Genomic DNA, 26,217 nt, shown 5'->3' with positions numbered 1-26,217 from the left:
TTTTCGCTAGCACGTTAATCTACAATCGGGAAAAGAACAAAGCCCCAGTCGAGAGACTGGGGCTTTTTTTGATCTTTGATTATGCCAATACCGATTGGAGAGAAGATTAAACCTCGGCCGCGACTACTCGTCCGCTAAAGTAGTCGTTGGATATGATGTATTCCGCGGTTCGGGTCAGTTCATCTTGAAGCTGAGCCCAGTGACATTTATTGAGTTTGCCATCGGCATTATGGATAGCTGGAATCACACCGCCAACACGAATGTTGAAAGGGGTCAGTTCTTTGGCCCAACTATGGGTGAAGCCGGTGATCATTGAATTAGCACTCTCTAAGCCTGACATGTCTTTAAAGTCATCGTGGGATATTACATTAACAATCACCCCTTGTTTGTTGGCTTGACGTAGTCTATCGACACTTGCTTGTCCGAACGAGAAAAGGGTTGAGGCCATCGCTGACAGATTATCTATAAAGCAACTAACGGGCTGTGTACCGGTGAGCGTTGGCATAGGGGTACTGACCCAGTTATTGACCAGTACGTCAGGAGTTGTGCCAAACGTGAGCTGAATGAAGTCAAAAACCTTGAGAATGGTTTGACTGTCATAGCGCTCTATCGGGTAGCTGTAAACCGACGTCGAATAGCGAGAACAAAGCTGGTAGGTATCATCTAGGCTAGCTCTGTCAATATCGCAAAGAATCACGGTCGCACCCAGATTCACAAAGTGGTTTGCGATGGTTCCGCCGAGTTGTGACCCTGCAGATGTCACCAATATGATAGAGCTCTTAATTTCCATTCCTAGACCTAAATGAGTAGTAGTGGTTAGGTAAGGATGGGTTAAAAAATGTACGATCGGTGTGAATTAGTTCAAAGTAAGCGGCGAAAATACAGAACTTTATATGAACTTAGTGTCAGCTCACACTTTGGGGGTACTGGTGTGAAATCTATCACGCTTATTTATGGATTGTAGGGTTAAACCTGTGCCTGAATATGGAATTGACGCTGAGCGGTGGTTAGCTCGTTGTACAAAGTTGCATGTGGCAGTTCGGCTGGTGGTTGCTTGGCAAGTTTGCGGCGCTCATGTGTAGAAAGGTTGTGGTAAACCTCTTCAGGGAAGTCATGTGTTCCTTCGGGCATGAAAGCCAATGCTTCTGGGGTTAGGTAATGATTCAGCTTGGCGCTAGGGAGTCCGGCTTGGTGAAAACCTTGCGACTGTTTTGCTGAGATCTCATATGAAGATTGGCTCGAGCGTAAAGGCTGCGGCTCTGCTACACCAAATTGTTGGCGCAATTTACTTTCTGTTGTCTCTTCGACTGACAAAGTATCCAAAGGCGTGTTATCGCGAACGTCATCAGAAAACATAGACAGCAGCAACGCGAAATCGGCACGGCGACCTTGTTCAACCGCTTTGTTGATTCCAGTCCCGAACTTGAGTTCGTTAATAATGACGTTGCCGTCGAGTGTGTTTACTTGCATGGTGCCTCTCTTTGGATACACCTATAACGGCAAGCTTGGTTCAAACTTTAGTGTTTAAATCGATTAAGTAATTGATTGGTTTTATTTTAATCAGGAGGAGAGGAGAAGTGTCAAAAACAAAAAAGCCCACGCATGCGTGAGCTTTTATCAGAATCAGCTAAGTGCTAATTATTTAGCTAGGTTCGCTGCAACGAATTCCCAGTTAACTAGAGCCCAGAAAGCGTTCATGTAGTCTGGACGTACGTTACGGAAATCGATGTAGTAAGCGTGTTCCCATAGGTCAACAGTTAGAAGTGGAGTAACACCTTCTTCTGTTAGAGGAGTCGCTGCGTTAGATGTGTTAACGATCTCTAGAGAACCGTCAGCATTCTTAACAAGCCAAGTCCAAGAAGAACCGAAGTTGTTGATTGCTGAATCAGTGAATTTTGCTTTGAACTCTTCGAAAGAGCCAAATGAAGCGTTGATTGCGTCTGCAACTGCACCTGTTGGTTCGCCGCCAGCTTTAGGAGCTAGACAGTGCCAGTAGAAAGTGTGGTTCCAGATTTGAGCTGCGTTGTTGAATACGCCACCAGTAGAAGTCTTGATGATCTCTTCTAGTGTTTTACCTTCGAACTCAGTACCAGGGATAAGACCGTTTAGCTTAACAACGTAAGTGTTGTGGTGCTTACCGTGGTGGAAATCTAGAGTCTCTGCAGAGATGTGTGGTTCTAGTGCGTCTTTCGCGTAAGGTAGAGCTGGTAGTTCAAATGCCATTGCTCAATTCTCCATTGATATGAAAGAGTTACCTCTTTCGATTGCTTCCAGTGTTATTTATTATTCATAGCTTACTTTTTGCAGGCTACGGTCAATTTGCTGACTTGCGATATAGTTTAGCAAGTTTTTACTTTATTAAAAGCACATTTGTGTGATTTTCTATTAAATCTTACTCTAACTCTTTAACCATTTTTTTTATATGGTTTTTATTCTTGGGGTTTGGGGTAGAATAAACGCAATATAGCCGTAATCCATTAACGAGGAAGCAATGGAAACTATCGATAAAATCAAACAGCAAATTGAAGAAAATGCCATTCTACTTTACATGAAAGGTTCTCCTAAACTACCAAGCTGTGGTTTTTCTTCTCAAGCATCTCAAGCGCTAATGGCATGTGGTGAAAAGTTTGCTTACGTGGACATTCTACAAAACCCTGACATTCGTGCTGAGCTACCAGCTTACGCACAGTGGCCAACATTCCCACAACTTTGGGTTGAAGGTGAGCTGATCGGTGGCTGTGACATCATTCTTGAGATGTTCCAAAAAGGCGAACTTCAGCCTCTTATCAAAGAAGCTGCAGCGAAAGTTGCTGGCGACGAAGCATAAGAGCTGAGCTTTTAGCGACACTCAATGAGAAAAGGGGCCGTTGGGCTCCTTTTTTATTGGTATAAGGGAAATGCAATGAATGTAAAACTTCACTATGTCCACGATCCAATGTGCAGTTGGTGTTGGGGATACAAGCCGACATTAAAACTTCTTAAGCAGCAGTTGCCTGCAAGCATCGAGTTTAACTACGTGGTTGGTGGCCTTGCGCCTGATTCTGATGAGCCTATGTCAGATGAGATGAAGCAAAAGCTGCAAGCGATTTGGAAACAGATTGAAGCAAAACTTGGTACTGAGTTTAACCACGAATTTTGGACTGAGTGCAAACCAGTACGCAGTACTTACCCTGCTTGCCGTGCTGTTATTGCTGCTGGATTCCAGGACCACTATGAAGAGATGTTAGAAGCGATTCAACATGCTTATTATCTACGCGCGATGTTGCCACATAGTGTTGAAACTCATCTCCAGTTAGCCAAAGAGCTTGGAATGAATGTGCAGCAATTTGAAAATGATCTGTCTGGTAAGCTTTTGGAAGGCGAGTTAGACGACCAGCTGAGTTTCAAAGAGGCGATGGGTGTTTACTCATACCCAACGTTAATGCTTGAAGTTGATGGCATTTTCACAGAAGTCGAGTTGGACTACCTTTCTACTGAAGCGACGCTTAAGTCGATTAGAGAAATCATCCTAAAGAACACGCCCGCCTAGTTTTGTGAGAGTTTGCAGATAGCGCAGTTCAATACAAAGTGTTTGGCGAACGTGTTTAGTAGCTCGATAAAGGTTTACTCATATGAGTAAACCTTTGATTGTGGCTCCCTTGAGAGGGTATGACGTATCTGATTCAGCTCCTGTTGGAATTGCGTAGAAACGGCTTCAACCTCCTGCAGATAAACGCTCATTTTCGATTCTGCAGAAGATACCTCTAACGTTTGCAAAGCCAGTTCACTAGCGAGAGATTCAATGTCAGCAAGTGGCGTTGCGAGAGCGTCACAAGCGACCATTTTAGCTGCACCTTTCACTCGATGAGCGGTTGTTTTAAGAGACTTAAATCTCTGCTCTTCCCACAATTGAGTGATCGCCCGCCAATCTTCAATAAAGGTAGTTTCAAACTCTTCGAGTAGTGACATTGCCACATCGGCTTCTCCAAATAGTTCATTCAATGCCTTAAAGTCTATGACGCTGCTAGTGTTGTCATCTGTGTTGTCAGCGCCTGAAATATCTTCATTTATTGGTGGCCTTGATGTTTCGAAACCATCCTCGATATCTTGAAACAATGCAGAAAAGTTATCGGCATCTTGTGATGAAGACGCTGTTTGCTCTGGGTGCTCTTTCGACTCCTCGTTTGAAATATCATTAAGTGAAGGCAGCCATCTCTCTAAAGTCAGTATCATCTGTTTGATAGAAACAGGTTTGACTAAGAAGTCGTCCATGCCATGCGCGTAGCAGTTCTCATCCTCCCCCTGAACGGCATTGGCAGTCAGTGCGACGATAGGGAGTCGATAGTCAGCCAATGTGTTGAGCTGATGAGAATCATCAACGTTAATGTTGTTTAAGCGGTGCGCAGTAAAGCTCTCTCCCACGCTGTGTAACGTCGAAACGTCTTGTTCATTTAACTCGGATCCCGGCATTTTTTTGAGTAGCTCGCGATGCATTTCATCAGATTGGGCTTCAAGTTGGCGAATGCTGGCTGAGAGGGTATAGCCATCCATTTCTGGCATGTGACAGTCGGTTAAAAGCAGCCCATAACGCTTCTCTTTAAGTGCATTCAGGGCGAGTAAGCCGTTGTCTACGATATCGGCATGAACTCCGATGTTTGCTAGTTGTTTGGCGATCACTTGTTGGTTGATTGGGTGATCCTCTGCGACCAGTATTAATCGCCCGTTTCTTTCTGCTTGTTCACGGCTCTCTTGCATGAAGCGTGAAGTCGCCTCGTTAGTTTTTTGCAATGGCATGTAGTCGTGGCTAACAGGTTTGGTGAGTACGTGTACTAAGTTATCGGGTAGAAGTGGATTGACAGATAGGCACCATGAACTGCCGAGTGGCTCTGGAGAGAGCATTGGACTTTGATTGATGATGGTAAAGCTTGTGGTCTCGGCGTGTTCCTTTATCCATGCATCGGTAATGGCGAGTTGTTGCCAGACTGACATGGCGACAAAGATGTGTTTTGGCTTGTTCTGAACTACCGACTCTTGGAGTAAATCTTTCTGGTTGATGTGCAGAACTTTCGGCTTTAAATCAAGATGCTTGAGATAACGACACAGCTCTTCTTGCTGCAAGAAGAAGCCGACAATATAAACCTCGGAAGAGGAGCTGGCGATAAGGCTTGGGTTCTGTTGTTGCTCATTGAGAAAAGCGGGCAGTGCCAATGGATATCTCGCTTCATCACCTGATGGACTACTGATGGGTAGAGATATTGTCACGGTGAAATCACTCCCTCTCCCCTCATCGCTATCTAATGTCAGTATTCCCTCCATCTGCTCGATTAACTTAGTGGCGATGGAAAGCCCAAGGCCAGTGCCCCCGAATCGACGGCTGGTGGTTTTATCAACCTGCTCAAATGGTTGGAAAAGGGCATCTTGTTTATCCTTGGGAATGCCAATACCAGTATCTGATACAGTTAAGCTGATCTTTTGTTGATGTTGAGTGCTTTCTATAACATTAACATGCAGTGAGATCGTGCCGTGTTCGGTGAATTTAATTGCATTATTGAGGAAGTTATTCAGAATTTGATGCAGCCTTATATCATCAGCATAGAGCCATTGTGCGAGCGCAGGATCTTGCCAATAGTGGAACGCTAATCCTTTCTGCTGAGCGTGAATGGATTGTGGTTGAACAATGCGTGCTAAAACTTTCCCCAACTCAATGTCGGTTGGATTGAGCTCCAGTTTTCCAGCTTCAATCTTCGAATAGTCGAGCACATCATTGACGATGTGCAGAAGGTTGCGAGCGGATTGAGTCAATCCACCATGCAAGCTCTGCAGCTCTTCATTCAATTGATGCTCTTGCATTAGCTCTAATAGACCTAAAATGCCGCTGATTGGCGTACGAACTTCATGGCTGATGGTGGCGAGGAATTGGGATTTGGCCGCGGTTGCACTTTCCGCTTTCTGCCGCGCGTTATCCAATGCTTGTTGTTGTTTTTTGAGGAGGGTGATATCGGTAATCACCGTATTCCACTGCATGGCGCTTTGCTGGTTACTTCGATTCTTGTTCGGCGCTTCCACATCATTTGGTTCGGACGATTTGGAGCTGGTTGTATCCGAGCTATGGGATACTTGGCTGCTGAACTTAACCCACTTAGTTTCGCCAGACGGGAGCTTCACTTGTTGCTCGCTCTCCCAATGCCCCGTAGGCAAGGCCTGGACAATAATGGTCTCTAACTCGCGTATTCCTTGAGCAGAAAACAGTTGAAATAGCCTCTGTGGCGTGTCTTGAACGGTTTGTGCTGTTAGACCAAACATGTCGTTCACACCGGCACTGACGAAGCTAAATTGAACGCTTAAGGGTTGGTTTATGTCGACTTGAGTGTGCTTTAACACCACACCATCAATGTTATCGGCCAAGGTTTGCAAGTGGGTTTCGGCGGCTCTAGCGCGCTCTTCTGCAATCTTTCTTTGTTTGATTTCAGCCGCCATCTTTCGGTTCCAAAAGACGATCGCTAAGATGATCAAACCTATGGTTAAGCCAATGATGGCTGACCATTTAGCGACTTCGCGAGGCGATAAACCTTCTTGATATTCATACGTTAACCATTTGCTTTCCAGACGCTCGAGCTCCTTTGGAGGCAGAGCGTTAATCGTTTTGTTGAGGATGCTGAGTAGCATAGGGTGGCGGAAGTTAACGGCCATTGCCAACTGAGCATTGTTTTGTTCGGTAATGGTTCCTGTGATTTTAAACTGCCCTAAGTAGTCTTGATGGAGAAGGGGGGCGGCATGATGCAAAGAAGCCAATACATATTCAATTTCTTCTTTTTGTAACGCTTGAAAAGCACTGATATGATTGATATAGGTTTGTCCCTGACAGGCTAGGCAGAGCGAAGGGAGTACGGTTGCTCCACCACTATTCTCAATGATTCCGATACTCTCGGAACGGCTTGGTGTGAAGCTACCAAAGCGATCCGCTCGACTGAGTATTACCCAAGGCTCGTAACTGTAGGCCTGAGTAAAATCCATATATCTCGCCTTTTCCGAGGTTGGCGTCATGTTGGTCAATAACATGGTTTCACCACGATTAAATGCAACTTCTGCCGCTTCAGTGGTGATGTAGGTCTTAGTCTCAAATGAGACGCCCAGGACGTTACCAATCAGCTTAAGTACATCAGCAGATAGACCATCGTGTTGCTTCTGATCATTGATGAAGTCATAAGGGTACCAATGTCCGTGAACGCCAACAGGAATTGTCGGGTTTCTTTCCAACCACTCTTGCTCTTCCAAAGTAAGGTTGAGCGTCCCATAATTTAAAAGCATTGAGTGTTGAGAAGGCGCAAGCCATTGATTGTATATGGAAGTAAGTGAATCTTGCTTGATGTCTTCTAAGGCGAAATTAATTCGACTCAATAGCCTATGTTTGCCTTTCTTCACGGCAAAATGGAGATGGTCCGCGGGTAAATCGGGCAATAATGAAAGCATCAGCGACTCTTGGGGCTGCTCTCTCAACAGGGCTGATAGAGCGAGCGCATCACCGATATAAGCATCAACTTGGTTTTCTTTGATGGCGAGGAATGCATCTTGAGTACTTGTTAATTTAGTTATCCGACTGTCAGGTAGCAAACTAGGGAGCAAGTCATTCAATGCAAATCCTTCTTCAAGCGCAAGGTTGGCTGTAGCGAGATCACTCAGTTGGTTAATGCTTTGTTGTTGGGTGATTACCGCTCGACGAATTGAAAACATCGGTTCACTGAACGTCATATAATCTTGGCGCTCTTTGGTCGCTGAAACCCCAACCAACAAATCGAGTTCACCTTGTCTAAAGGCGTCTAGTACTGCACTGAAAGTAGGATAGAGCGTGAGATCATATTCAAAGCCAGCCTTAATCGACGTTTGATCTAGCATGGTTATCAATAACCCTTCGGTAACGCTGCTACCGCTAGGAGTCTTATGTTGATAGCTATACGGCACCATGTCGTAAGAGGGGAGGCCAACTCTTAGAACAGGCTTGTTCGATGAGCTTATAGTGCTTGAACTCAATGCGTGGTTTGACTGTGCTTGAACTTGAACCTCGGCATGGACATAGAGCGGCTGCGCCACTAAACATAGCCAGATAAAGGGCAGTAAGAAGCGTTTAACTAGGTTTTGAACACAATCGTCATGCATAAAGACATCCTGTCATTAGCGGTTTATTTGTAAAGGAACTAACAGTTAGCTGCGGCTGGCACAGCTTTAACAAGTGGTGGTAGAGCAAAGTTGTCTGCTTGTTGTAATGCCATTTGTTGTAAATGCGCCAAACCACTGCTGTCTGATTGAAGTAGGCTATCTAAATGGCGCTTGAGTTGTTCAACTTTGTCATGTGCTCCTAATGCTTGATAACACACCGCCAGTAAGAAAAATGCCTCGATATCATTTTCAGAAAACTCATTGGTGGATGTGTTTTCGATATGTTGCAGTGCCGAGTCGGGTTGATTGAGTTGGATAAGCTGTATGGTGCGACACAACTTGAGTAGTGGTTTGCTGAGTGCATAGCTCTTTTCTGCATGAGAAAGTCTCTGCCATGCCGCTTCCGGTCGCCACAATTGCAGCTCCTTCTCTGTCAGTTTTGAAGAGTCAAACCATAAGATCAGAGCTCGTTTTCCTGATGAATCCCAGATCGAGTGAGGTAGAAGCTGCGCTAAAGACTTTAAATGTTGAGTAGCCTTATCAAAATCGCGGTTGAGAAGTTGCAGCCACACCATGGTATTGGTGAGTTCGATATTGCTGCTATTCACCGATAACACATGATCAATCATGCTGTCAGCCATCTCGAGCTTATTGGTGTTTAAGCACACTTTTACTTTAAGCTGTTGCAATTTGAGACTGCGCGGGTTGGCCGTGATCAAGGCATCGAGTTGAGTTAGCGCGTCATGATATTGTTGCTTAGCTATCAGGATTTCAACGAGCTTTGTCTTGGCTGGAAGGTAATCGTGCAGCTGTAACAAGCCGTTGAGCATGGCTTGCGCTTCGTCGAGTTTTTGGTTTTTGATAAGGACTTTCGCCATATAGACAATGGCATCTTTCAAAGCTGAAGGATCCGGTGCTTTGGCGAAGAGAGGCTTCACGGCATTGAGACCACTTTTAACGTAAGTTTGCTCGAGTGTTGAAAAGTAGTGTTGTCTGGAGAGTCCTGACGTGACACGTTTGATGATATCGTCTGCACGTATCGGTTTGATTAAATATCCATCGGGTTCGAAGTTTGCGTAACCAAAGAAGATATCTTGACTGTCATTACCGGTCACAATGAAAACCAGAGTTTGTGGCTTGATCAGCTCTTTTTGCTGTAAGTACTCCAATAGTTGTAAGCCATTACTGCCAGCACCAAGGTCGTGGTCGACCAATAGAATATCAAAACGGTGTGCTCGACACGCCTCAATAGCATTTTGAGCATTGGACGCACTGATAACGTTGTTGTTAGGTACACCAAGCTTGATAAGAAGCGCTCTGGTCGCACTCTGAATTACGCTACTGTCATCAATGATCAGGTAGCGTGATTGGGCAAGTATATCCATATATTAGCCTTATGACGTTTGAGCCTTTACCGTACATATCTATCTGTATATCGAATTATTTATCTAGGATTGCACAGCTTATTTATTAGACACTTAAGTGTAGAAGGGCATGTTATAAAATGCCACCTGGTGCATAAAAACAGAGTGCTTTTAGAAAGGGCATCACGTACGTAATAAGGGGGAGGGTATGTAAAAGGTAATAAAAAGCCGCCTAATGATAGGCGGCTTTTAAACGGTATGCGTTTCGCTCTTAGCTTCTTAGCTTCTTAGCTTCTTAGCTTCTTAGCTTCTTAGCTATGGGCTAAAGAACCATTGCAGCAATCCAACCGAATGCAATCAGTGGAAGGTTGTAGTGTAGGAAAGTTGGTACTACCGTTTCCCATACGTGCTCGTGTTGACCATCTGCGTTAAGGCCAGATGTTGGACCCAACGTAGAGTCAGACGCTGGAGAACCTGCGTCACCCAATGCTGCAGCAGTACCCACTAGTGCGATAGTCGCCATTGGAGAGAAACCAAATGCTGCCGCTAGCGGAACGTAAATCGTCGCAAGAATTGGAATCGTAGAGAACGAAGAACCGATACCCATGGTTACCAGTAGGCCTACAACCAGCATTAGGAGTGCAGCAAGAGGCTTGTTGTCGCCGATTGATGTTGATAGCGCTTCAACCAGAGACTCAACGCCACCAGTTTGTTTCATCACCGCTGCAAAACCTGCTGCTGCGATCATGATGAAGCCGATCATCGCCATCATGTGAACGCCTTTCGTGAACACATCTTGTGTCTCTTTCCATGCAATCACGCCACCAAACGTAAACACCATGAAGCCAGCCAAAGCACCAATGATCATAGAGCCAGTAGAAAGTTGTACAGTCAGTGCTGCTACAATACCCACTGCTGCAACAATGATGTGTTTCTTGTTGATTTGCTTAGTCTCTGTAGAAACCGTTGTAAGTTCAGTTTCTTTGTATTGACGAGGTTTGCGGTAAGTAAAGAACACTGCAGTCAGTAGACCAAAGATCATACCTGCTGCTGGTAGTAGCATCGCGACAGGAACTTGGCTCGCAACAACATTTTCTAGGCCGTTGTCATGAAGGTTCTTTAGCAGGATGTTGTTTAGGAAGATACCACCGAAACCGATTGGAAGAACCATATAAGGTGTGATCAGACCGAAAGTCAGAACACACGCGATCAAACGACGATCGAGGTTCATTTTTGCAAACACGCCTAGTAGAGGTGGAATCAAAATTGGGATGAAGGCGATATGCACAGGGATAACGTTTTGAGAAGACATCGTTACAAGAATAAGTGATGCAAGAATGCCGTATTTCAAACCAGTCGAAGCTGTGCTGTTCTCTTTGCCGTGAATGCGCTTGATAACGCTTTGAGCAAGCAGGTCAGTAATACCTGAGCGTGAGATAGCAACAGCAAATGTCCCTAACATTGCGTAGCTTAGAGCGATAGTCGCGCCGCCACCTAAGCCACTTTCAAAAGCAGCAACGGCATCGTTAAGAGTCATGCCCGACACAACGCCACCGATGATCGCACTGAACGTGAGAGCAACGACAACGTTAACACGCATCAAGGCTAGAACTAGCATGATGCAAACTGATATAACAACAGGGTTCATAATTTTCTCGGAGTGTTGTGTTTAACTATTTTTAATTAATGACATTACGAAAAGACGTGTGTCGATTTTATTTTTATTCTGGTTCAACAAGTGGCCAGCCGCCAAGCGCTTTCCATTTGTTGACAATACCGCAAAACAGTTCAGCTGTTTTCTGGGTATCATACAAAGCAGAGTGTGCTTCTTTGTTGTCGAATTCCATCCCTGCAGTACGGCAAGCTTTAGCCAGAACGGTTTGGCCGTAGGCAAGTCCACTTAAGGCAGCAGTGTCAAAAGTTGCAAAAGGATGGAAAGGGACGCGTTTAAGCTTACAACGCTCACTAGCAGCATTGACGAAGTTTAAGTCGAATGTTGCGTTGTGTGCCACCATAATGGCGCGGCTGCAGTTGGAAGCTTTTTGTTCTTTTCTCACAAGTTTGTAGATCTCTTTGAGGGCTTCTTGCTCAGAGACCGCACCACGTAATGGACTGAAAGGGTCTTTGATGCCGTTGAAATCTAAGGCTTCTTGCTCGATGTTGGCACCTTCAAAGGGCTCGATATGAAAATGAAGCGTCGATGCTGGATGGAGATCTCCGTTTTCATCCATTTTTAGGGTAATGGCACAGATTTCTAATAATGCATCGGTTTTCGCGTTGAACCCTGCGGTTTCCACGTCAATGACTACTGGAAAATAGCCACGGAAACGTTTTTTTAGGGTCAGAGCTTCGTTTTCTACAGTCATGTTAGCCCAAATAAGTGTGATTGAGGCTGCATTATTGCAGATAATAGCAGTGATAAAAACTCCAGAAAGTGATTAATTCATAAATTAGCCACCCACACTCGGCGCGATATTTGCATTAATCTGTTCAGAGAGAATATGCGGCAATTGGCTGCATTGTTAAACGAATTGCTTAAGAGATATTCCCCCTTATGAATAAACGACTAATTACAGGTTCAATTCTGTTTTCGTTACTGATGTCGTCGACGGCGCTTGCGCAAGAGAAGCGATATGGGGCATCTCCTCAACAGTCGACTTGGGAAATGGTGGCAAATACCCCATTGGAATGTCGATTGGTTCACCCAATTCCAAACTTTGGTGATGCGGAGTTTTCATCCCGTGCCAGCAAAAAGATCATATTAGACTTTGAACTGAAAATGCGCCGTCCAATGGGGGCAACACGCAATGTCAGTTTGATCTCTATGCCGCCTCCGTGGCGTCCAGGTGAGAGTGCTGATCGAATGACAACGATTAAGTTTTTCCAACAATTTGACGGCTATGTTGGTGGTCAAACTGCTTGGGGTATCTTGAGTGAGTTAGAGAAAGGGCGTTACCCAACGTTTAGCTACCAAGAGTGGCAAAGCCGAGACCAACGAATTGAAGTGGCACTCTCTTCGGTATTGTTCCAACAGAAATATAATGTGTTCAGTGACTGTATTTCGAATCTACTGCCTTACAGCTTTGAAGATATCTCATTTACGATTCTGCACTACGATCGAAACAGTGACCAGTTGAGTAAGGCATCGCAAAAGCGCTTGAGTCAGATTGCCGAATACATTCGTTATAACCAAGATATTGACCTTGTGCTGGTGGCGACCTATACCGATTCGGCGGACAGCAAAGGTGTTAGCCAAAACTTATCGGAGCGTCGAGCAGAGTCTTTACGTGAGTACTTTAAATCGCTTGGTCTTTCCGAAGAGCGAATTCAGGTGCAGGGTTATGGTAAGCGCCGCCCAATTGCTGATAATGCGTCTCCAATTGGCAAAGATAAGAACCGACGCGTGGTGATTTCGCTTGGACGAACTCAGGTCTAGATTTTACGGTTCTTGCCGCTTTAATAAGTTAACCGATAAAAAATGCCAGTCTGTTGAGACTGGCATTTTTTGTTTCCGGGCAGGAACTAATTCAGACGGAACTTAGCAATGATTTCACAATTGGTTGCGGTATCGATCTTTTCAACCATGGACGCTATCTGTGGGTTCGGGTGACGTTTCATGAAGTCAATCAATGCCTTTTTGCAGCAGCCAATAGAATCGATGAAGCTTGAGCATTGCGTGTTAGGGCACTGAGGAATAAGGGTTAACACTTTTTCAGAAGCCAGTTGAAGATACTTCAATTCATAATCAGTATCGCCCGCCCAACGCCAAAATTGCGCTAAGTTGTGGCAAGAGATAACTGAAATTAATAGTCGCTCGTCAGCTTCAATATCAGTGCGTTCAGTGATCTTTTCACTGAGAGTCAGAGCTTGCTGATAATGAAGGATGCTTCGAATAGGATCGTCGAGTTGCAGTGCAGTATCGGCAAGTAATGTGTGTTTTTCCCATTCGTTTATCATGATGATAGCTCCCTAATTAAAACTGGCATCAATCTAAACGATAATCATTATCATGTAAAGTCTAATGATTGAGAATTCGGCAAGATATAGTGTTTTCTGAGACGCGCTGCTACAAAATAGAGGCAAATAAAAAGCGAGCACCATGCTCGCTTTATGTCTTACAGAATCTTGCTATTCAGTGAAGTTTAGATAAGGAATTAACCTTCTAGACCTGCACTTGCTTGTTTGTTTTGAATCAGCTCAATCATGTAGCCGTCAGGGTCTTTAACGAATGCAATGTGAGTTGAACCGCCTTTCACAGGGCCTGGTTCACGAGTAACGTTGCCGCCTGCCGCTTTGATAGCGTCACAAGTGCTGTAGATGTCGTCAACGCCAATCGCTACGTGACCAAATGCGTTACCAAGGTCGTACTCAGACGTACCCCAGTTGTAAGTCAGCTCGATTACAGAGCCCTGTGACTCATCGCCATAGCCCACGAATACTAATGTGTATTCGTACTCTTTGTTTTCGTTACGACGAAGTACATTCATACCCATAACGTTTGTGTAGAACTCGATTGAACGGTCAAGATCACCAACGCGCAGCATGGTGTGTAAAATACGGCCATTTGACATAGTGTTTTGCTCCTAGCTTAGATGTTTTTATAGAAAACCGATAATTGGTTAGACTTCGGTCTTCTCTTTGAATTCGCATAAGTCTTCAATAATGCAGCTACCACAGCGTGGCTTGCGCGCCACACAAGTATAGCGGCCGTGCAGAATCAGCCAGTGGTGTACATCTAGCTTGAACTCCTTTGGTACGACTTTAAGCAGTTTTTGCTCAACGTCATCAACAGTTTTACCCATTGCGAACTTACTACGATTCGATACGCGATAAATGTGAGTATCGACGGCAATGGTTGGCCAGCCAAATGCAGTGTTGAGCACCACATTTGCTGTTTTTCGGCCAACACCAGGTAAGGCTTCAAGAGCGGCACGGTCTTCAGGAACTTCGCCGTTGTGCAGGTCGAGCAACATGCGACAGGTCTTGATAGTGTTCTCGGCTTTAGAGTTAAACAGGCCGATCGTCTTGATGTACTCTTTTAGCCCCTCGACACCTAGGTCGTAGATGGCTTGAGGTGTGTTGGCGACAGGATAAAGCTTGTCGGTTGCCTTGTTCACACTGACATCAGTCGCTTGGGCTGATAGTAAAACAGCGATTAACAGCTCAAACGGCGAACTCCAGTTAAGTTCGGTTTGAGGATTCGGGTTGTTCTCCCTTAAACGCTCTAAGATCTGAACGCGTTTGACATTATTCATAGTGACATTACTTTCCAGTTTTAAAGCTTGGAGTCGCTTAAGCGTCAAGCTTGCTCATATTTGCACTCTTATGAGTGTCTCTATTTATATTTGCAAAAGGGGCTAAATTAGCCCCTTTGAATAGTTTGAACTACGCGTTAGTAACACGAGCACGTTCGATGGTTGGTTTTTCTTGTTTAGGCTGTCTTGCTTTCGCTTGATGGTCGATGAGGTTTTTCAATGCAATCAAGAAGCCAACGCCAATAAACGCGCCCGGCGGTAGCAGTGCCAGTAGGAAGCTATTATCGAATTGGAATATTTCAATTCGTAGTGCGGCTGCCCAATCGCCAAGTAACAGATCCGCACCGTCAAACAGAGTGCCATTACCAATGACCTCGCGCATAGCGCCCAGTACAACAAGAACGGCAGTCATGCCCATACCCATCCAGAAGCCGTCTTGTGCTGCTGGTAGTACGGTGTTTTTAGAAGCGAATGCCTCTGCGCGACCAATAATAATACAGTTGGTTACGATAAGCGGAATAAAGATACCTAGAGACAGATATAGGCCGTAAGCGTAAGCATTCATCAATAGTTGAACGCAAGTTACTAACGACGCGATGATCATGACAAATACGGGAATACGTACTTCTTTTGGAACATGGTTACGAACCAGAGATACGCAAACATTCGAGCCAACTAGAACTAACAGTGTTGCAATGCCCAAGCCTAGCGCGTTAGTCACAGTCGACGACACCGCTAGTAATGGACAAAGGCCAAGCAGTTGTACAAGGGCAGGGTTGTTTGCCCACATACCATTTTTGATTAGTGTTTTATGTTCACTCATTACGCTCCTCCGCAGTTTTTAGGCTGAGATAACAGTGTTTGTTGGTTTTCATTAACGAAAACGACGGCATTTTTGACCGCTTTGACAACAGCTCTTGGTGTGATAGTCGCACCAGTAAATTGGTCAAAGTCACCACCATCTTTACGCACTTTCCATTTATCTTGGTTCGCTTCAGTGACTTGCTTGCCAGTAAATGAAGTGATCCAGTCGGTGACGCGTAGGTCGATCTTATCCCCAAGCCCAGGTGTCTCTTGGTGTGAAAGCACACGAGTACCCAATACAGTACCGTTGATATCAAGACCAACGATCACCTTAATCGCGCCGTTGTAGCCATCAGGTGCAATCGCTTCAATCGCAATTGCGCTCGGTTCATCATTGATGGTTGCTATGTACGCTGGCATGGCTTGTTTACTGCCAAGTGCTTCAGATTCAACCAAGGTACAGGATGAAAAAAGCTCATTATCGTGCTTCTCGTGAGGAATCACTTGATTCAAAACCGACAGCAGCTGAGCTTGTTCTTGTAGCTTGATCTGATCTTTGGTCAGGTAGTGAGTCACAGCAACTAAACCAGTCGATGCACAGGCAAAAATCGCAAGGGTTAGACCATTTTTTCTAATCGCATTTAGCATTGTCTGTCGTTTCCTTAATGGCCGTATGTACGAGGTTTGGTGTAGTAGTCGATCAACGGAACGCACATGTTTGCTAACAATACTGCAAATGCAACGCCATCAGGGAAACCACCCCAGCTACGAATAATGAAGACTAAGCCACCGATCATCGCACCGAACACGAGTCGACCTTTAACCGTAGTAGAGGCTGAAACCGGATCTGTTGCAATGAAAAATGCACCTAGCATAGTCGCACCAGAAAGTAGGTGAACCATAGGCGATGCTGTTTCACCCGGAGTAAGCACACTGAACACCAGACTAAACAACGTCAGACTCGCTAAGAAAGAAACAGGGATATACCACTGAATCACGCGCTGTTTGATAAGTATTAAACCGCCCAGAAGGTAAGCGATGTTTACCCACTCCCAACCGATGCCTGCAAGCCAGCTAAACTGTGGCTGTGAAAGTGCTTCAGAAGCTGTGTTACCTGCAGCTAATGCTGTCTTAAAGGCATCCAGTGGCGTTGCCATTGTCGTGCCATCGATACCGATACGGGCTTGCTGCAATGATAGGCCTTCATTGTTGAAGCCAGTGAAGATCATCAAGAACGAATCAACAAAACTTGCAGGCTCTGCACTCAAACTGATTGGCGCATTCCAGCTGGTCATTTGTACTGGGAATGAAATCAGCAATACCACGTACGCGACCATGGCTGGGTTAAATGGGTTTTGTCCTAATCCACCATAGAGGTGCTTAGCAATAACAATGGCAAAGAATAAGCCGATAACCATCAACCACCACGGAGAGTGTGGCGGGATTGCAACACTAAGCAACCAAGCTGTCACGACTGCACTGTAGTCACGCAGAGCCATGATAGGTGGGCGCTTACGAAGCAACATAACACCAGCTTCAAAAGCAACGGCGAGCAATATAGCCAAAACAAGTTGGATAATTGTGCCCCAACCAAAGAAGTAGGTTTGCGCCAATAATCCAGGTAATGCCGCAATCGCTACCCATTTCATTAGATCTGGCGTGCTTCTGCGGCTATGCGCGTGCGGTGAGCTGGCAATAAAAAAGGCCACTACTCTTTCTCCTCAATGTTCTTTTTATTCTGTTCTTGCTGAGCTTTTCTCGCTTTAGCGCGTGCAATAGCGGCAGCAACTGCAGCTTTTTTCGGATCAACCGCTTCGTCTTCTGATTCCGTATCTACTTCTTCCACTTGTGGTTGAGCTTGCTGTGCCTTTTTCGCTTTAGCGCGCGCAATGGCAGCGGCAACTGCAGCTTTCTTCGGATCAACCGATTCGTCTGCTGATTCCGCATCTACTTTTTCCACTTGTGGCTGAGCTTGTTGTGCCTTTTTCGCTTTAGCGCGTGCAATGGCAGCGGCAACCGCAGCTTTCTTCGGGTCAACCGCTTCGTCTGCTGACTCCGTTTCTACTTGTTCATCTTGTGGCTGAGCTTGCTGTGCCTTTTTCGCTTTAGCGCGTGCAATGGCAGCAGCAACCGCAGCTTTCTTCGGGTCAACCGCTTCGTCCGCTGATTCCGCTTCTACTTCTTCCACTTGTGGTTGAGCTTGCTGTGCCTTTTTGGCTTTGGCACGAGCAATGGCAGCAGCAACCGCAGCTTTCTTCGGGTCAATCGCTTCGTCCGCTGATTCCGCTTCTACTTCTTCCACTTGTGGTTGAGCTTGCTGTGCCTTTTTCGCTTTGGCGCGTGCAATGGCAGCAGCAACTGCGGCTTTTTTCGGATCAACCGCTTCGTCTACTGATTCGGTATCTACTTGTTCATCTTGTGGCTGAGCTTGCTGTGCCTTTTTCGCTTTGGCACGAGCAATAGCAGCGGCAACTGCTGCTTTCTTCGGATCAGCCGTTTGGTCTGTTGATTCGGTATCTACTTGTTCAGCTTGTGGCTGAGCTTGTTGTGCCTTTTTCGCTTTAGCACGCGCAATAGCTGCAGCTACGGCGTCTTTTTTGCTGTCCGAACTCGCATCAGAGTTTGTTTCTGATTGTTGAGCTTTCTTGGCTTTAGCTCGAGCTATTGCGGCAGCTACGGCATCTTTCTTGTTGTTACTGCTTGCGTCTGAGCTTGTTTCTGCCTGTTGGGCTTTTTTCGCTTTAGCGCGTGCAATGGCAGCAGCTACGGCATCTTTTTTGTCTTCGCCTGACGTTTGGTTTTCTGCATTAGCTTGTTGAGCTTTACGCTCTCTTGCTAGCTTCTTACGCTCCTCTCGCAGCTTGGACATTTCAGAGTTATCTGGTTCTGCACTGTTGCTTTGTTGAGCCGCAGCTTGTTTCGCTTTTGCTTTCGCAATGGCTGCGGCAACTGCTGGTTTCACAGCAGGCTCTGTACTTGTAGTGTCCGCAGCCGCTTTTTGCGCTTTCACTCGTGCGATAGCTGCAGCAATAGCATCATCCCCGTCAGATGTTTTCATCTCTTTACGACGGTTATCTGCTGCTTTCTTAAAGCGGTTTTCGCGTTCTGCTTTATCGCGTTCCATACGAGCATTTTTCTCTTCAAAACGCTGTTTGGCTCTCTCGGCTGCAGCAGCTTCATCGCGGCGAGTTTTGATTTCGGCTTTCGCTTGGCGGTAGTACTGAACTAATGGGATCTCACTCGGACAGACAAACGCACAAGCTCCACATTCGATACAATCTTTAATGTTCAGTTCTTCACACTTATCGAGCTCATTCGCCTTAGCGTGCCATTGCAGTTGCTGTGGTAATAGAGAAGCTGGGCAAGCCTCTGCACATTGACTACAACGGATACACTCCATTTCATAGCTATTTGGAGAAATCTCGCGACGTGTCGGCGCTAGAATACAGTTCGACGTCTTAGTGATTGGCACATTTTCATGCGGCAGGGTAAAGCCCATCATTGGGCCACCTAGAATGAGTCGCGGCAGCTTTTTATCGGCTTTGTAACCAAACTCTGCAAGCAGTGCGCTAACTGGAGTACCAAGCAGCGCCCACACATTACGTGGTTGCTTAAAGGTTTTACCGGTAAGTGTGACCACGCGATTCACAACAGGCTCGCCATCAATGACGGCGCGCTTGATTGAGTAGAGTGAGCCTACGTTTTGGACCAAGACACCGATATCGGCAGGAATGCCGCCGGCAGGGACTTCCTTGTTGGTCAGGATCTTAATCAGCTGTTTTTCACCACCCGATGGGTATTTGGTAGGGATAACGCGGATGACAATATCTTTCTCTTTCGCGGCAAGTTCGAGAGCTTTGATCGCCTCGGGCTTGTTGTCTTCGATACCAATGACAGTCAGCTTTGGCTGCAGCAGGTGCTCGACAACTTCGATGCCTTTGAGCACTTCGTCTGCGTGCTCTTGCAGTAACTTGTCGTCAGAGGTGATGTAAGGTTCACACTCTGCCGCGTTAACGATCAGAATCTCTGTGCGACCTAATCCTGATTGCAGTTTTTTCGCAGTCGGGAAGCCAGCACCACCCATACCGGAAATACCAGCCTGACGAATGATATCAAGTAGCTCATCTGATGTTTTTTCGGTGTAATCTTCAGTACCTTGGCGCTCGATCCATTGATCATTGCCATCTGGTTTGATCACAATACTAAGTTCAGATAGGCCAGAAGGGTGCGCTGTCGTTCTTGGTTCGATTGCGACAACGGTACCTGATGTAGGAGCATGAACAGGAAGTGTGAAGCCTGTATCGAGAGCTGTCAGCTGTTGGCCTTTCAATACATTATCGCCAATGGCGACCAGAAGGTTACCCGCCTTACCAATGTGCTGTTTTACAGGCAGTACGATTTCTTGTGGGATCGCAGCGTGAGCAATAGCTAAACTGTTAGATTGCTTTTTGTTTTCAGCAGGGTGAACACCGCCTGGAAATGTCCAAACAGAGCCGGTACGAATTTGTTCAATTAATGAGTTCATACTAACCCTACGCTTGTTTTTCTGCGTCTGCAGCTTGGTTAGTAATATCAGTAACCGGAATCATGTTCATCTGCCATTTCCAATTTTCAGTTGTTGTTGCTACTGGAATCATCTCTATACAGTCTGTAGGGCATGGAGCCACACAAAGATCACATCCAGTACATTCATCTTTGATAACCGTGTGTAAGGCTTTGGTCCCGCCAACAATCGCATCCACCGGACAGGCTTGAATACATTTCGTACAGCCGATACACATATCTTCATGAATGAAGGCAACGGTCTTAACTTTGTTGTCGAGGTCGTGTGCTGAATCTTCAACTTCTACACCCATCAAATCGGCAAGCTTTTCGATTGTTGCCTGACCGCCAGGAGGACATTTATTAATGTTATCTCCGTTGGCAATAGCTTCCGCATACGGTCTACAGCCAGGGTAACCACATTGACCGCATTGTGTTTGAGGCAAAATAGTGTCGATTTGATCGACGATCGGATCAGCCTCAACTTTAAATCGGATAGATGCAAAACCAAGAATGGCGCCAAATACAGCGGCCAATACAGCTAAGGCAATGATTGCAATTAAAATGGTACTCATGGTTACTTCACCAACCCTGTAAAGCCCATGAATGCAAGAGACATCAGTCCTGCAGTAATCATCGCAATAGATGCGCCTTTGAATGGCATTGGTACATCAGCCACGGTAATGCGCTCACGCATAGCGGCAAATAGGATCAGTACCAAAGAGAAACCAATCGATGCACCGAAACCGTAAATGATCGATTGAATAAAGTTGTGGTTCTCATTGATGTTAAGAAGTGCCACACCTAATACTGCACAGTTGGTTGTGATTAACGGCAGGAAGATGCCCAGAAGTCGGTATAGAGTTGGACTGGTTTTGTGTACAACCATCTCAGTAAACTGAACCACAACAGCAATCACCAAGATGAAGCTCATGGTTCTCAGATACTCGATGCCCAATGGCGCGAGGATGTAGTTTTCTACAAGGTACGAGCAAACCGACGCCAGTGTTAACACAAACGTCGTCGCAAGGCCCATACCGATCGCCGTCTCCAGTTTTTTGGAAACGCCCATGAAAGGACACAGCCCTAAAAATTTAACTAGCACAAAGTTGTTGACCAGCACAGTGCCAACCAACAACAAAAGGTATTCGGTCATAATGGATTAATTCTTGAAATTCCGATCCCAATATTATCCTGCTTTGCTCACCTAATAACAACCGAGGATCGTTAGGGATTTAGGCAGTTGATGAAAAAATCTACGCCTAATCGTTTGATTCACTTGGTTGTAGCAAGTATAGACGCTCTCAATCCCAAGGATCATTGCAAAATGTAAGACTAAGAATGCAGATATTGCGAGTAGAGTGATACGAAGTTTCGAGGATTTCAGGTCAAAAAAAACGCAAAAAGCCGCTTCAAGTGATGCGGCTTCTTTAAATTTGGCTCCCCTTGTCGGGACTCGAACGTGGCCGACTAGGGAGGTCCGACGTTTCGGCTTAGACATTGGTTTGGTACAAACCAGTCGCTTTAAAACGCAAAAAGCCGCATCGAGTGATGCGGCTTCTCTAAATCTGGCTCCCCCTGTCGGGACTAGAACGCGGGCGGCGAGTACGGTCCCACGCTTCGGCTGAGACATTAACTTGGAACAAGTTAGTCGCAGTTAAAAACGAAAAAAGCTCAATCTTTCGATTGAGCTTTTTTCTAGAAATTGGACTTCCCATGTCGGTACTAGAACGCGGGCGGCTAGCTCTGAGACATTGGTTTGGTACAAACCAGTCGCTTAAAACGCAAAAGCCGCATCAAGTGATGCGGCTTCTTTAAATTTGGCTCCCCCTGCGGGACTCGAACCTGCGACATACGGATTAACAGTCCGCCGTTCTACCAACTGAACTAAGGGGGAATTGCTTCTTAGCGACGCGAATATTAATAACACCATCGAGTTCTGTCAACAGAAAATAGCGACAAAAAAATAGATAAATTACTTTACTTTTCTGTATCCCTTGTAGAATTTGGCTTTGCTTTAGTTATCCACCAAAATTGTGGATAAGTGTGTGGGCGAAACTTTGACAACGCAAATTAGGAGTTTTCTAAAGAATAGGTAGTTTGTTGTAAGTGCTTGGCTAGTATGACTTTATTTAGGATATTTGTGCGTGTATAACTTTTGGTGGTTATTACGTAAACAGCATAAAACGTGGTTATTTTAGATATTTTGGGGAAAAGTCGTGGATGAAAATATTCGAGATTAAGCGGAGAAGCTTGGGTAGGGCGACGGATAATATCAATTAATCTGAATAAAAGCTATAACTTAACAACAATAATATGAGGTGATTATCTCGATAAAGGTTGCATCTATAGCCAACCTAAGGAGACAATACCCTGATTAAATAAACAGTATGGGAATGACAACCTATGAGTAAGCTCTTTGACTTGGTTTCTGACTATAAACCTTCAGGTGACCAACCTACCGCTATTGCAAAGCTGTTAGATGGTTTAGATTCTGGGCTAGCGCACCAGACGCTCTTAGGGGTTACAGGTTCGGGTAAGACCTTTACCTTGGCTAATGTCATTTCCGAGGCACAGCGTCCAGCTATTTTACTCGCACCAAATAAAACCCTAGCGGCTCAATTGTACGGTGAGATGAAAGCCTTCTTCCCGAACAACGCAGTTGAGTATTTCGTTTCTTACTATGACTACTACCAGCCGGAAGCTTACGTACCAACCACTGATACCTTCATTGAGAAAGACGCGTCGGTTAACGCACACATCGAACAAATGCGCCTCTCCGCAACCAAGGCCCTGCTTGAACGTAAAGATGCCATTATCGTAGCGTCAGTATCTGCGATATACGGTCTGGGTGATCCCAAGTCTTACCTTAAAATGATGCTTCATGTCTGCCGCGGGGACGTGATTGATCAGCGAGATATTCTGCGTCGCCTTGCTGAACTGCAATATTCAAGGAACGACGTTGCCTTTGAACGCGGTCAGTTCCGTGTACGTGGGGAGGTTATCGATATTTTCCCTGCTGAATCTGATCAAGATGCCGTTCGAATTGAGATGTTTGATGACGAAGTTGACTGTATTAGTATCTTCGATCCGCTTACTGGTGTGGTGAAGCAGCGCGATTTACCACGTTTTACTGTCTACCCGAAAACACACTATGTAACGCCGCGAGAAACCATATTAGATGCGATTGAGAACATCAAAGAGGAACTGCGTGAGCGAGCACAATACTTAAAAGACAATAATAAACTGTTGGAAGAACAGCGTATTTCTCAACGTACACAGTTTGATATTGAGATGATGACTGAGCTTGGCTTTTGTTCGGGCATCGAGAACTACTCTCGTTATTTAAGCGGTCGTGCGGAAGGTGAAGCGCCACCGACTTTATTCGATTACCTGCCTGCTGATGGGCTTTTGGTTATCGATGAGTCACACGTAACGGTGCCGCAAATTGGTGCTATGTATAAAGGTGACCGCTCGCGTAAAGAGACGTTGGTGGAGTTTGGTTTCCGTCTTCCTTCAGCACTAGATAACCGACCAATGAAGTTTGATGAGTTTGAGGCGATTGCTCCCCAGACTATTTTTGTATCGGCAACACCGGGTAACTATGAGCTTGAGAAGTCTGATGGTGATATTGCGGACCAAGTGGTTCGCCCAACAGGCCTTCTAGACCCTGAGATTGAAGTTCGTCCAGTGGCTACTCAAGTCGATGATCTCCTGTCTGAGATTCGTATCCGTTCCCAAAAAGAGGAACGAGTACTGGTAACAACGTTGACCAAGCGCATGGCAGAAGATCTCACTGAATACCTTACAGAACATGGTGTGAAGGTTCGTTACTTACACTCAGATATTGATACGGTGGAACGTGTTGAAATCATCCGAGATTTAAGGCTGGGTGAGTTTGATGTCTTAGTGGGTATCAACTTGTTGCGAGAGGGTTTGGATATGCCTGAGGTCTCGCTGGTGGCGATCCTCGATGCAGATAAAGAGGGTTTCTTACGCTCAGAGCGTTCCTTGATTCAGACAATTGGTCGTGCAGCACGTAACCTACATGGTAAGGCGATTCTTTACGGTGACTCGATCACCAGGTCGATGAAAAAGGCGATTGATGAGACTGAGCGTCGTCGAATCAAACAGATGCAATACAATGAAGAACAAGGTATCACTCCACAAGCATTGAAGCGCAATGTTAAAGATATCATGGAGCTTGGAGATATCACCAAGTCGAAGAAACAGCGCCAATCTAAGCAAGTACCACTGTCTAAAGTGGCTGAAGAGGCGGCTAACTACGCTACATTGAGCCCGCAAGAACTCGATAAAGCAATTAGCAAGCTAGAAGCAGAAATGTATCAGCACGCCCAAAACCTAGAGTTCGAGCTTGCCGCGCAGAAGCGCGATGAGATTGAACAGATGAGACAGCAATTCATTACCAACAGCTAATCAATTCCGACAATTTGCCCTTTATCTAAAAAAAAGCCAGTAGTAACTCATCTACTGGCTCACATTTGTGGAAATGTCATCCACTAACAACGTCAGTTGGCTAGGTGACCCGAAGGTCAATTATTTGACTGCATCCTTCGTGCCAGATGTTTAACTGTATGATTATTGGTCTTAATAGAAAATGATGCGATAAAAACAGCTGAGTAATTTGCATAATGCAAAGCGGAATGCGATTATTACAATAAATGCAAAATAATATCGGCTAGGATATGCAATCAAAAACATTTGATAACAAATCGAAGTATTTGTTAATGGTAGAGGATACGGCGTCTGTTGCGGCGTTGTATCGATCTTACCTGACCCCGTTAGAGATAGATATCAATATTGTGGGGACAGGCAAAGAGGCTATTGAGAGCCTTAACCATAGAATCCCAGACCTCATTCTACTTGATCTTCGTCTTCCTGATATGACGGGGATGGACGTCCTATTTGCGGTTAAACAGAATTTCCCTGAAGTCCCTGTCATTTTCATGACGGCACACGGTTCAATCGACACTGCCGTCGAAGCGATGCGTCACGGCTCTCAAGATTTCCTGATCAAGCCGTGCGAGGCTGACCGCTTACGTATCACGGTTAACAATGCGATTCGTAAAGCAACTAAGCTGAAGAACAGTGCTGAACATCCGGGTAGTCAGAACTACCAAGGTTTTATTGGCAGTAGCCAAACCATGCAGCAGGTCTATCGCACTATCGACTCAGCGGCATCAAGTAAAGCCAGTATCTTTATCACCGGTGAAAGTGGTACAGGTAAAGAGGTGTGTGCTGAAGCGGTTCATGCTGCGAGTAAACGTGGTGATAAGCCGTTTATTGCCATCAACTGTGCCGCTATTCCTAAAGACTTGATTGAGAGTGAACTGTTTGGTCACGTTAAAGGTGCGTTCACGGGAGCGGCTACCGATCGACAAGGCGCTGCCGAATTAGCCGATGGAGGAACCTTGTTCCTCGATGAGCTTTGTGAAATGGATCTGGAGCTTCAAACAAAACTTCTTCGCTTTATCCAAACGGGTACTTTCCAAAAAGTAGGTTCTTCAAAAATGAAGAGTGTGGATGTGCGCTTTGTTTGTGCGACTAACCGTGACCCATGGAAAGAAGTGCAAGAAGGGCGTTTCCGCGAAGATTTATATTACCGCCTGTACGTTATTCCATTGCATCTTCCGCCATTGCGCGAGCGTGGTGAAGACGTCATTGAAATTGCTTACTCATTGCTAGGCTATATGTCAGTCGAAGAAGGTAAGGCGTTTGTGCGTTTTTCCCAAGAAGTGATTGACCGGTTCAACCAGTACGAATGGCCAGGTAACGTACGTCAACTACAGAATGTTTTGCGCAATGTTGTGGTGCTTAACAATGGTAAAGAGATCAACTTAAATATGTTGCCACCACCACTCAACCAACCGCTGGAAAACAGTCTACGATTGAAAGAGAAACAGAGCGAAGATATATCCGTTAAAGATATTTTTCCATTGTGGCTCACTGAAAAAACAGCGATAGAACAGGCAATTAAGGCATGTGATGGTAACATTCCTAGAGCGGCGGGTTTCTTAGATGTCAGCCCATCGACCATTTATCGCAAATTACAAGCATGGAACGCAAAACAATCATCCTCAGAATAATTAGTGCATAAG

General features: G+C 45.5%; 21 protein-coding genes and 1 tRNA gene. 5 read left to right on the top strand and 17 right to left on the bottom strand.

Annotated features, from left to right (window positions below; genetic code table 11):
• Nucleotides 1-106: 106 nt before the first annotated feature.
• The 3 genes from KI743_RS17500 to sodB form a co-directional block, all read right to left on the bottom strand.
• Nucleotides 107-790 carry an SDR family oxidoreductase gene (locus KI743_RS17500; protein ID WP_152469061.1) on the bottom strand — a complete coding sequence of 228 codons (684 nt, stop codon included), beginning with the start codon at nucleotides 788-790 and terminating at the stop codon, nucleotides 107-109.
• Nucleotides 791-966: 176 nt separating this feature from the next.
• Nucleotides 967-1,470 (bottom strand): VC2046/SO_2500 family protein, encoded by a 504-nt coding sequence (locus tag KI743_RS17495; RefSeq protein WP_285467461.1) that lies wholly within the window; start codon nucleotides 1,468-1,470, stop codon nucleotides 967-969.
• A 168-nt stretch (nucleotides 1,471-1,638) separates the two neighbouring features.
• Nucleotides 1,639-2,223 (bottom strand): superoxide dismutase [Fe], encoded by a 585-nt coding sequence (sodB, locus tag KI743_RS17490; RefSeq protein ID WP_032551982.1) that lies wholly within the window; start codon nucleotides 2,221-2,223, stop codon nucleotides 1,639-1,641.
• A 268-nt stretch (nucleotides 2,224-2,491) separates the two neighbouring features.
• Here sodB and KI743_RS17485 point away from each other — a divergent pair, with 268 nt between their 5' ends.
• Nucleotides 2,492-2,827, top strand: a complete 336-nt coding sequence (locus tag KI743_RS17485) for a Grx4 family monothiol glutaredoxin (protein WP_032551983.1) — start codon at nucleotides 2,492-2,494, stop codon at nucleotides 2,825-2,827.
• A 75-nt stretch (nucleotides 2,828-2,902) separates the two neighbouring features.
• Nucleotides 2,903-3,529 carry a DsbA family protein gene (locus KI743_RS17480; RefSeq protein WP_152469059.1) on the top strand — a complete coding sequence of 209 codons (627 nt, stop codon included), beginning with the start codon at nucleotides 2,903-2,905 and terminating at the stop codon, nucleotides 3,527-3,529.
• Nucleotides 3,530-3,603: 74 nt separating this feature from the next.
• On the opposite strand, the gene KI743_RS17475 is transcribed toward KI743_RS17480, so the two are convergent.
• From KI743_RS17475 to rnt, 4 genes are all read right to left on the bottom strand, one after another.
• Nucleotides 3,604-8,133 carry a transporter substrate-binding domain-containing protein gene (locus KI743_RS17475; RefSeq protein ID WP_285467458.1) on the bottom strand — a complete coding sequence of 1,510 codons (4,530 nt, stop codon included), beginning with the start codon at nucleotides 8,131-8,133 and terminating at the stop codon, nucleotides 3,604-3,606.
• A 38-nt stretch (nucleotides 8,134-8,171) separates the two neighbouring features.
• On the bottom strand, nucleotides 8,172-9,518 hold the full coding sequence (locus KI743_RS17470; protein WP_285467456.1) for a response regulator: 1,347 nt from the start codon (nucleotides 9,516-9,518) through the stop codon (nucleotides 8,172-8,174).
• 301 nt (nucleotides 9,519-9,819) lie between these two features.
• Nucleotides 9,820-11,145: a Na+/H+ antiporter family protein gene (locus KI743_RS17465; protein ID WP_032551986.1), complete on the bottom strand. Its 1,326-nt coding sequence runs from the start codon at nucleotides 11,143-11,145 to the stop codon at nucleotides 9,820-9,822.
• A 73-nt stretch (nucleotides 11,146-11,218) separates the two neighbouring features.
• Complete coding sequence (gene rnt, locus KI743_RS17460) at nucleotides 11,219-11,863, bottom strand: ribonuclease T (RefSeq protein ID WP_032551987.1); 645 nt, start codon at nucleotides 11,861-11,863, stop codon at nucleotides 11,219-11,221.
• Between the two features lie 188 nt (nucleotides 11,864-12,051).
• On the opposite strand from rnt, the gene KI743_RS17455 reads away from it, so the two are divergent.
• Nucleotides 12,052-12,933 (top strand): OmpA family protein, encoded by an 882-nt coding sequence (locus KI743_RS17455; protein ID WP_032551988.1) that lies wholly within the window; start codon nucleotides 12,052-12,054, stop codon nucleotides 12,931-12,933.
• An 86-nt stretch (nucleotides 12,934-13,019) separates the two neighbouring features.
• On the opposite strand, the gene KI743_RS17450 is transcribed toward KI743_RS17455, so the two are convergent.
• The 10 genes from KI743_RS17450 to KI743_RS17405 form a co-directional block, all read right to left on the bottom strand.
• Nucleotides 13,020-13,454 (bottom strand): DUF2753 domain-containing protein, encoded by a 435-nt coding sequence (locus tag KI743_RS17450; protein ID WP_150893929.1) that lies wholly within the window; start codon nucleotides 13,452-13,454, stop codon nucleotides 13,020-13,022.
• 197 nt (nucleotides 13,455-13,651) lie between these two features.
• Complete coding sequence (gloA, locus tag KI743_RS17445) at nucleotides 13,652-14,068, bottom strand: lactoylglutathione lyase (protein ID WP_150893931.1); 417 nt, start codon at nucleotides 14,066-14,068, stop codon at nucleotides 13,652-13,654.
• A gap of 48 nt (nucleotides 14,069-14,116) precedes the next feature.
• Nucleotides 14,117-14,752 (bottom strand): endonuclease III, encoded by a 636-nt coding sequence (gene nth, locus KI743_RS17440; protein WP_032551991.1) that lies wholly within the window; start codon nucleotides 14,750-14,752, stop codon nucleotides 14,117-14,119.
• A 130-nt stretch (nucleotides 14,753-14,882) separates the two neighbouring features.
• Nucleotides 14,883-15,575: an electron transport complex subunit E gene (locus KI743_RS17435; RefSeq protein ID WP_150869004.1), complete on the bottom strand. Its 693-nt coding sequence runs from the start codon at nucleotides 15,573-15,575 to the stop codon at nucleotides 14,883-14,885.
• The gene (gene rsxG / locus KI743_RS17430) at nucleotides 15,575-16,204 is read right to left on the bottom strand and encodes an electron transport complex subunit RsxG (protein WP_285467450.1); all 630 of its coding nucleotides are present in this window, start codon (nucleotides 16,202-16,204) and stop codon (nucleotides 15,575-15,577) included. Before rsxG ends, KI743_RS17435 begins: the two co-directional genes overlap by 1 nt.
• A gap of 14 nt (nucleotides 16,205-16,218) precedes the next feature.
• Entirely contained in the window at nucleotides 16,219-17,265 is a 1,047-nt protein-coding gene (gene rsxD / locus KI743_RS17425; protein WP_285467448.1) for an electron transport complex subunit RsxD, read from the bottom strand.
• Nucleotides 17,265-20,081, bottom strand: a complete 2,817-nt coding sequence (rsxC, locus tag KI743_RS17420) for an electron transport complex subunit RsxC (protein WP_285467447.1) — start codon at nucleotides 20,079-20,081, stop codon at nucleotides 17,265-17,267. The genes rsxD and rsxC overlap by 1 nt, the downstream gene beginning before the upstream one ends.
• Before the next feature lie 7 nt (nucleotides 20,082-20,088).
• A complete protein-coding gene (rsxB, locus tag KI743_RS17415; RefSeq protein WP_152469052.1) occupies nucleotides 20,089-20,673 on the bottom strand; it encodes an electron transport complex subunit RsxB in 585 nt (194 codons plus the stop codon).
• A 2-nt stretch (nucleotides 20,674-20,675) separates the two neighbouring features.
• Nucleotides 20,676-21,254: an electron transport complex subunit RsxA gene (gene rsxA / locus KI743_RS17410; protein ID WP_150868999.1), complete on the bottom strand. Its 579-nt coding sequence runs from the start codon at nucleotides 21,252-21,254 to the stop codon at nucleotides 20,676-20,678.
• Nucleotides 21,255-21,919: 665 nt separating this feature from the next.
• Nucleotides 21,920-21,995: transfer RNA gene (locus KI743_RS17405), tRNA-Asn, on the bottom strand.
• A gap of 509 nt (nucleotides 21,996-22,504) precedes the next feature.
• Between KI743_RS17405 and uvrB the strand changes: the two genes are divergently transcribed.
• Nucleotides 22,505-24,535 carry an excinuclease ABC subunit UvrB gene (gene uvrB / locus KI743_RS17400; RefSeq protein WP_285467444.1) on the top strand — a complete coding sequence of 677 codons (2,031 nt, stop codon included), beginning with the start codon at nucleotides 22,505-22,507 and terminating at the stop codon, nucleotides 24,533-24,535.
• A gap of 269 nt (nucleotides 24,536-24,804) precedes the next feature.
• Entirely contained in the window at nucleotides 24,805-26,205 is a 1,401-nt protein-coding gene (gene luxO, locus KI743_RS17395; protein WP_032551999.1) for a quorum-sensing sigma-54 dependent transcriptional regulator LuxO, read from the top strand.
• The last annotated feature ends 12 nt before the right edge of the window (nucleotides 26,206-26,217 follow it).

The organism is Vibrio sp. D420a, assembly GCF_030248625.1.
In the GTDB taxonomy this organism is placed as follows: Bacteria; Pseudomonadota; Gammaproteobacteria; order Enterobacterales; family Vibrionaceae; genus Vibrio; species Vibrio fortis_A.
This window is presented reverse-complemented; position numbering and strand designations above follow the sequence as displayed.

Coding starts and splice junctions, on each gene's coding strand:
- uvrB (WP_285467444.1), top strand. CDS start 22,505: ATGAGTAAGCTCTTTGACTTGGTTTCTGACTATAAACCTTCAGGTGAC.
- KI743_RS17485 (WP_032551983.1), top strand. CDS start 2,492: ATGGAAACTATCGATAAAATCAAACAGCAAATTGAAGAAAATGCCATT.
- rsxC (WP_285467447.1), bottom strand. CDS start 20,081: ATGAACTCATTAATTGAACAAATTCGTACCGGCTCTGTTTGGACATTT.
- KI743_RS17500 (WP_152469061.1), bottom strand. CDS start 790: ATGGAAATTAAGAGCTCTATCATATTGGTGACATCTGCAGGGTCACAA.
- rsxA (WP_150868999.1), bottom strand. CDS start 21,254: ATGACCGAATACCTTTTGTTGTTGGTTGGCACTGTGCTGGTCAACAAC.
- KI743_RS17475 (WP_285467458.1), bottom strand. CDS start 8,133: ATGCATGACGATTGTGTTCAAAACCTAGTTAAACGCTTCTTACTGCCC.
- KI743_RS17455 (WP_032551988.1), top strand. CDS start 12,052: ATGAATAAACGACTAATTACAGGTTCAATTCTGTTTTCGTTACTGATG.
- sodB (WP_032551982.1), bottom strand. CDS start 2,223: ATGGCATTTGAACTACCAGCTCTACCTTACGCGAAAGACGCACTAGAA.
- rnt (WP_032551987.1), bottom strand. CDS start 11,863: ATGACTGTAGAAAACGAAGCTCTGACCCTAAAAAAACGTTTCCGTGGC.
- KI743_RS17470 (WP_285467456.1), bottom strand. CDS start 9,518: ATGGATATACTTGCCCAATCACGCTACCTGATCATTGATGACAGTAGC.
- rsxG (WP_285467450.1), bottom strand. CDS start 16,204: ATGCTAAATGCGATTAGAAAAAATGGTCTAACCCTTGCGATTTTTGCC.
- KI743_RS17495 (WP_285467461.1), bottom strand. CDS start 1,470: ATGCAAGTAAACACACTCGACGGCAACGTCATTATTAACGAACTCAAG.
- luxO (WP_032551999.1), top strand. CDS start 24,805: ATGCAATCAAAAACATTTGATAACAAATCGAAGTATTTGTTAATGGTA.
- KI743_RS17480 (WP_152469059.1), top strand. CDS start 2,903: ATGAATGTAAAACTTCACTATGTCCACGATCCAATGTGCAGTTGGTGT.
- nth (WP_032551991.1), bottom strand. CDS start 14,752: ATGAATAATGTCAAACGCGTTCAGATCTTAGAGCGTTTAAGGGAGAAC.
- KI743_RS17450 (WP_150893929.1), bottom strand. CDS start 13,454: ATGATAAACGAATGGGAAAAACACACATTACTTGCCGATACTGCACTG.
- KI743_RS17465 (WP_032551986.1), bottom strand. CDS start 11,145: ATGAACCCTGTTGTTATATCAGTTTGCATCATGCTAGTTCTAGCCTTG.
- gloA (WP_150893931.1), bottom strand. CDS start 14,068: ATGTCAAATGGCCGTATTTTACACACCATGCTGCGCGTTGGTGATCTT.
- rsxB (WP_152469052.1), bottom strand. CDS start 20,673: ATGAGTACCATTTTAATTGCAATCATTGCCTTAGCTGTATTGGCCGCT.
- KI743_RS17435 (WP_150869004.1), bottom strand. CDS start 15,575: ATGAGTGAACATAAAACACTAATCAAAAATGGTATGTGGGCAAACAAC.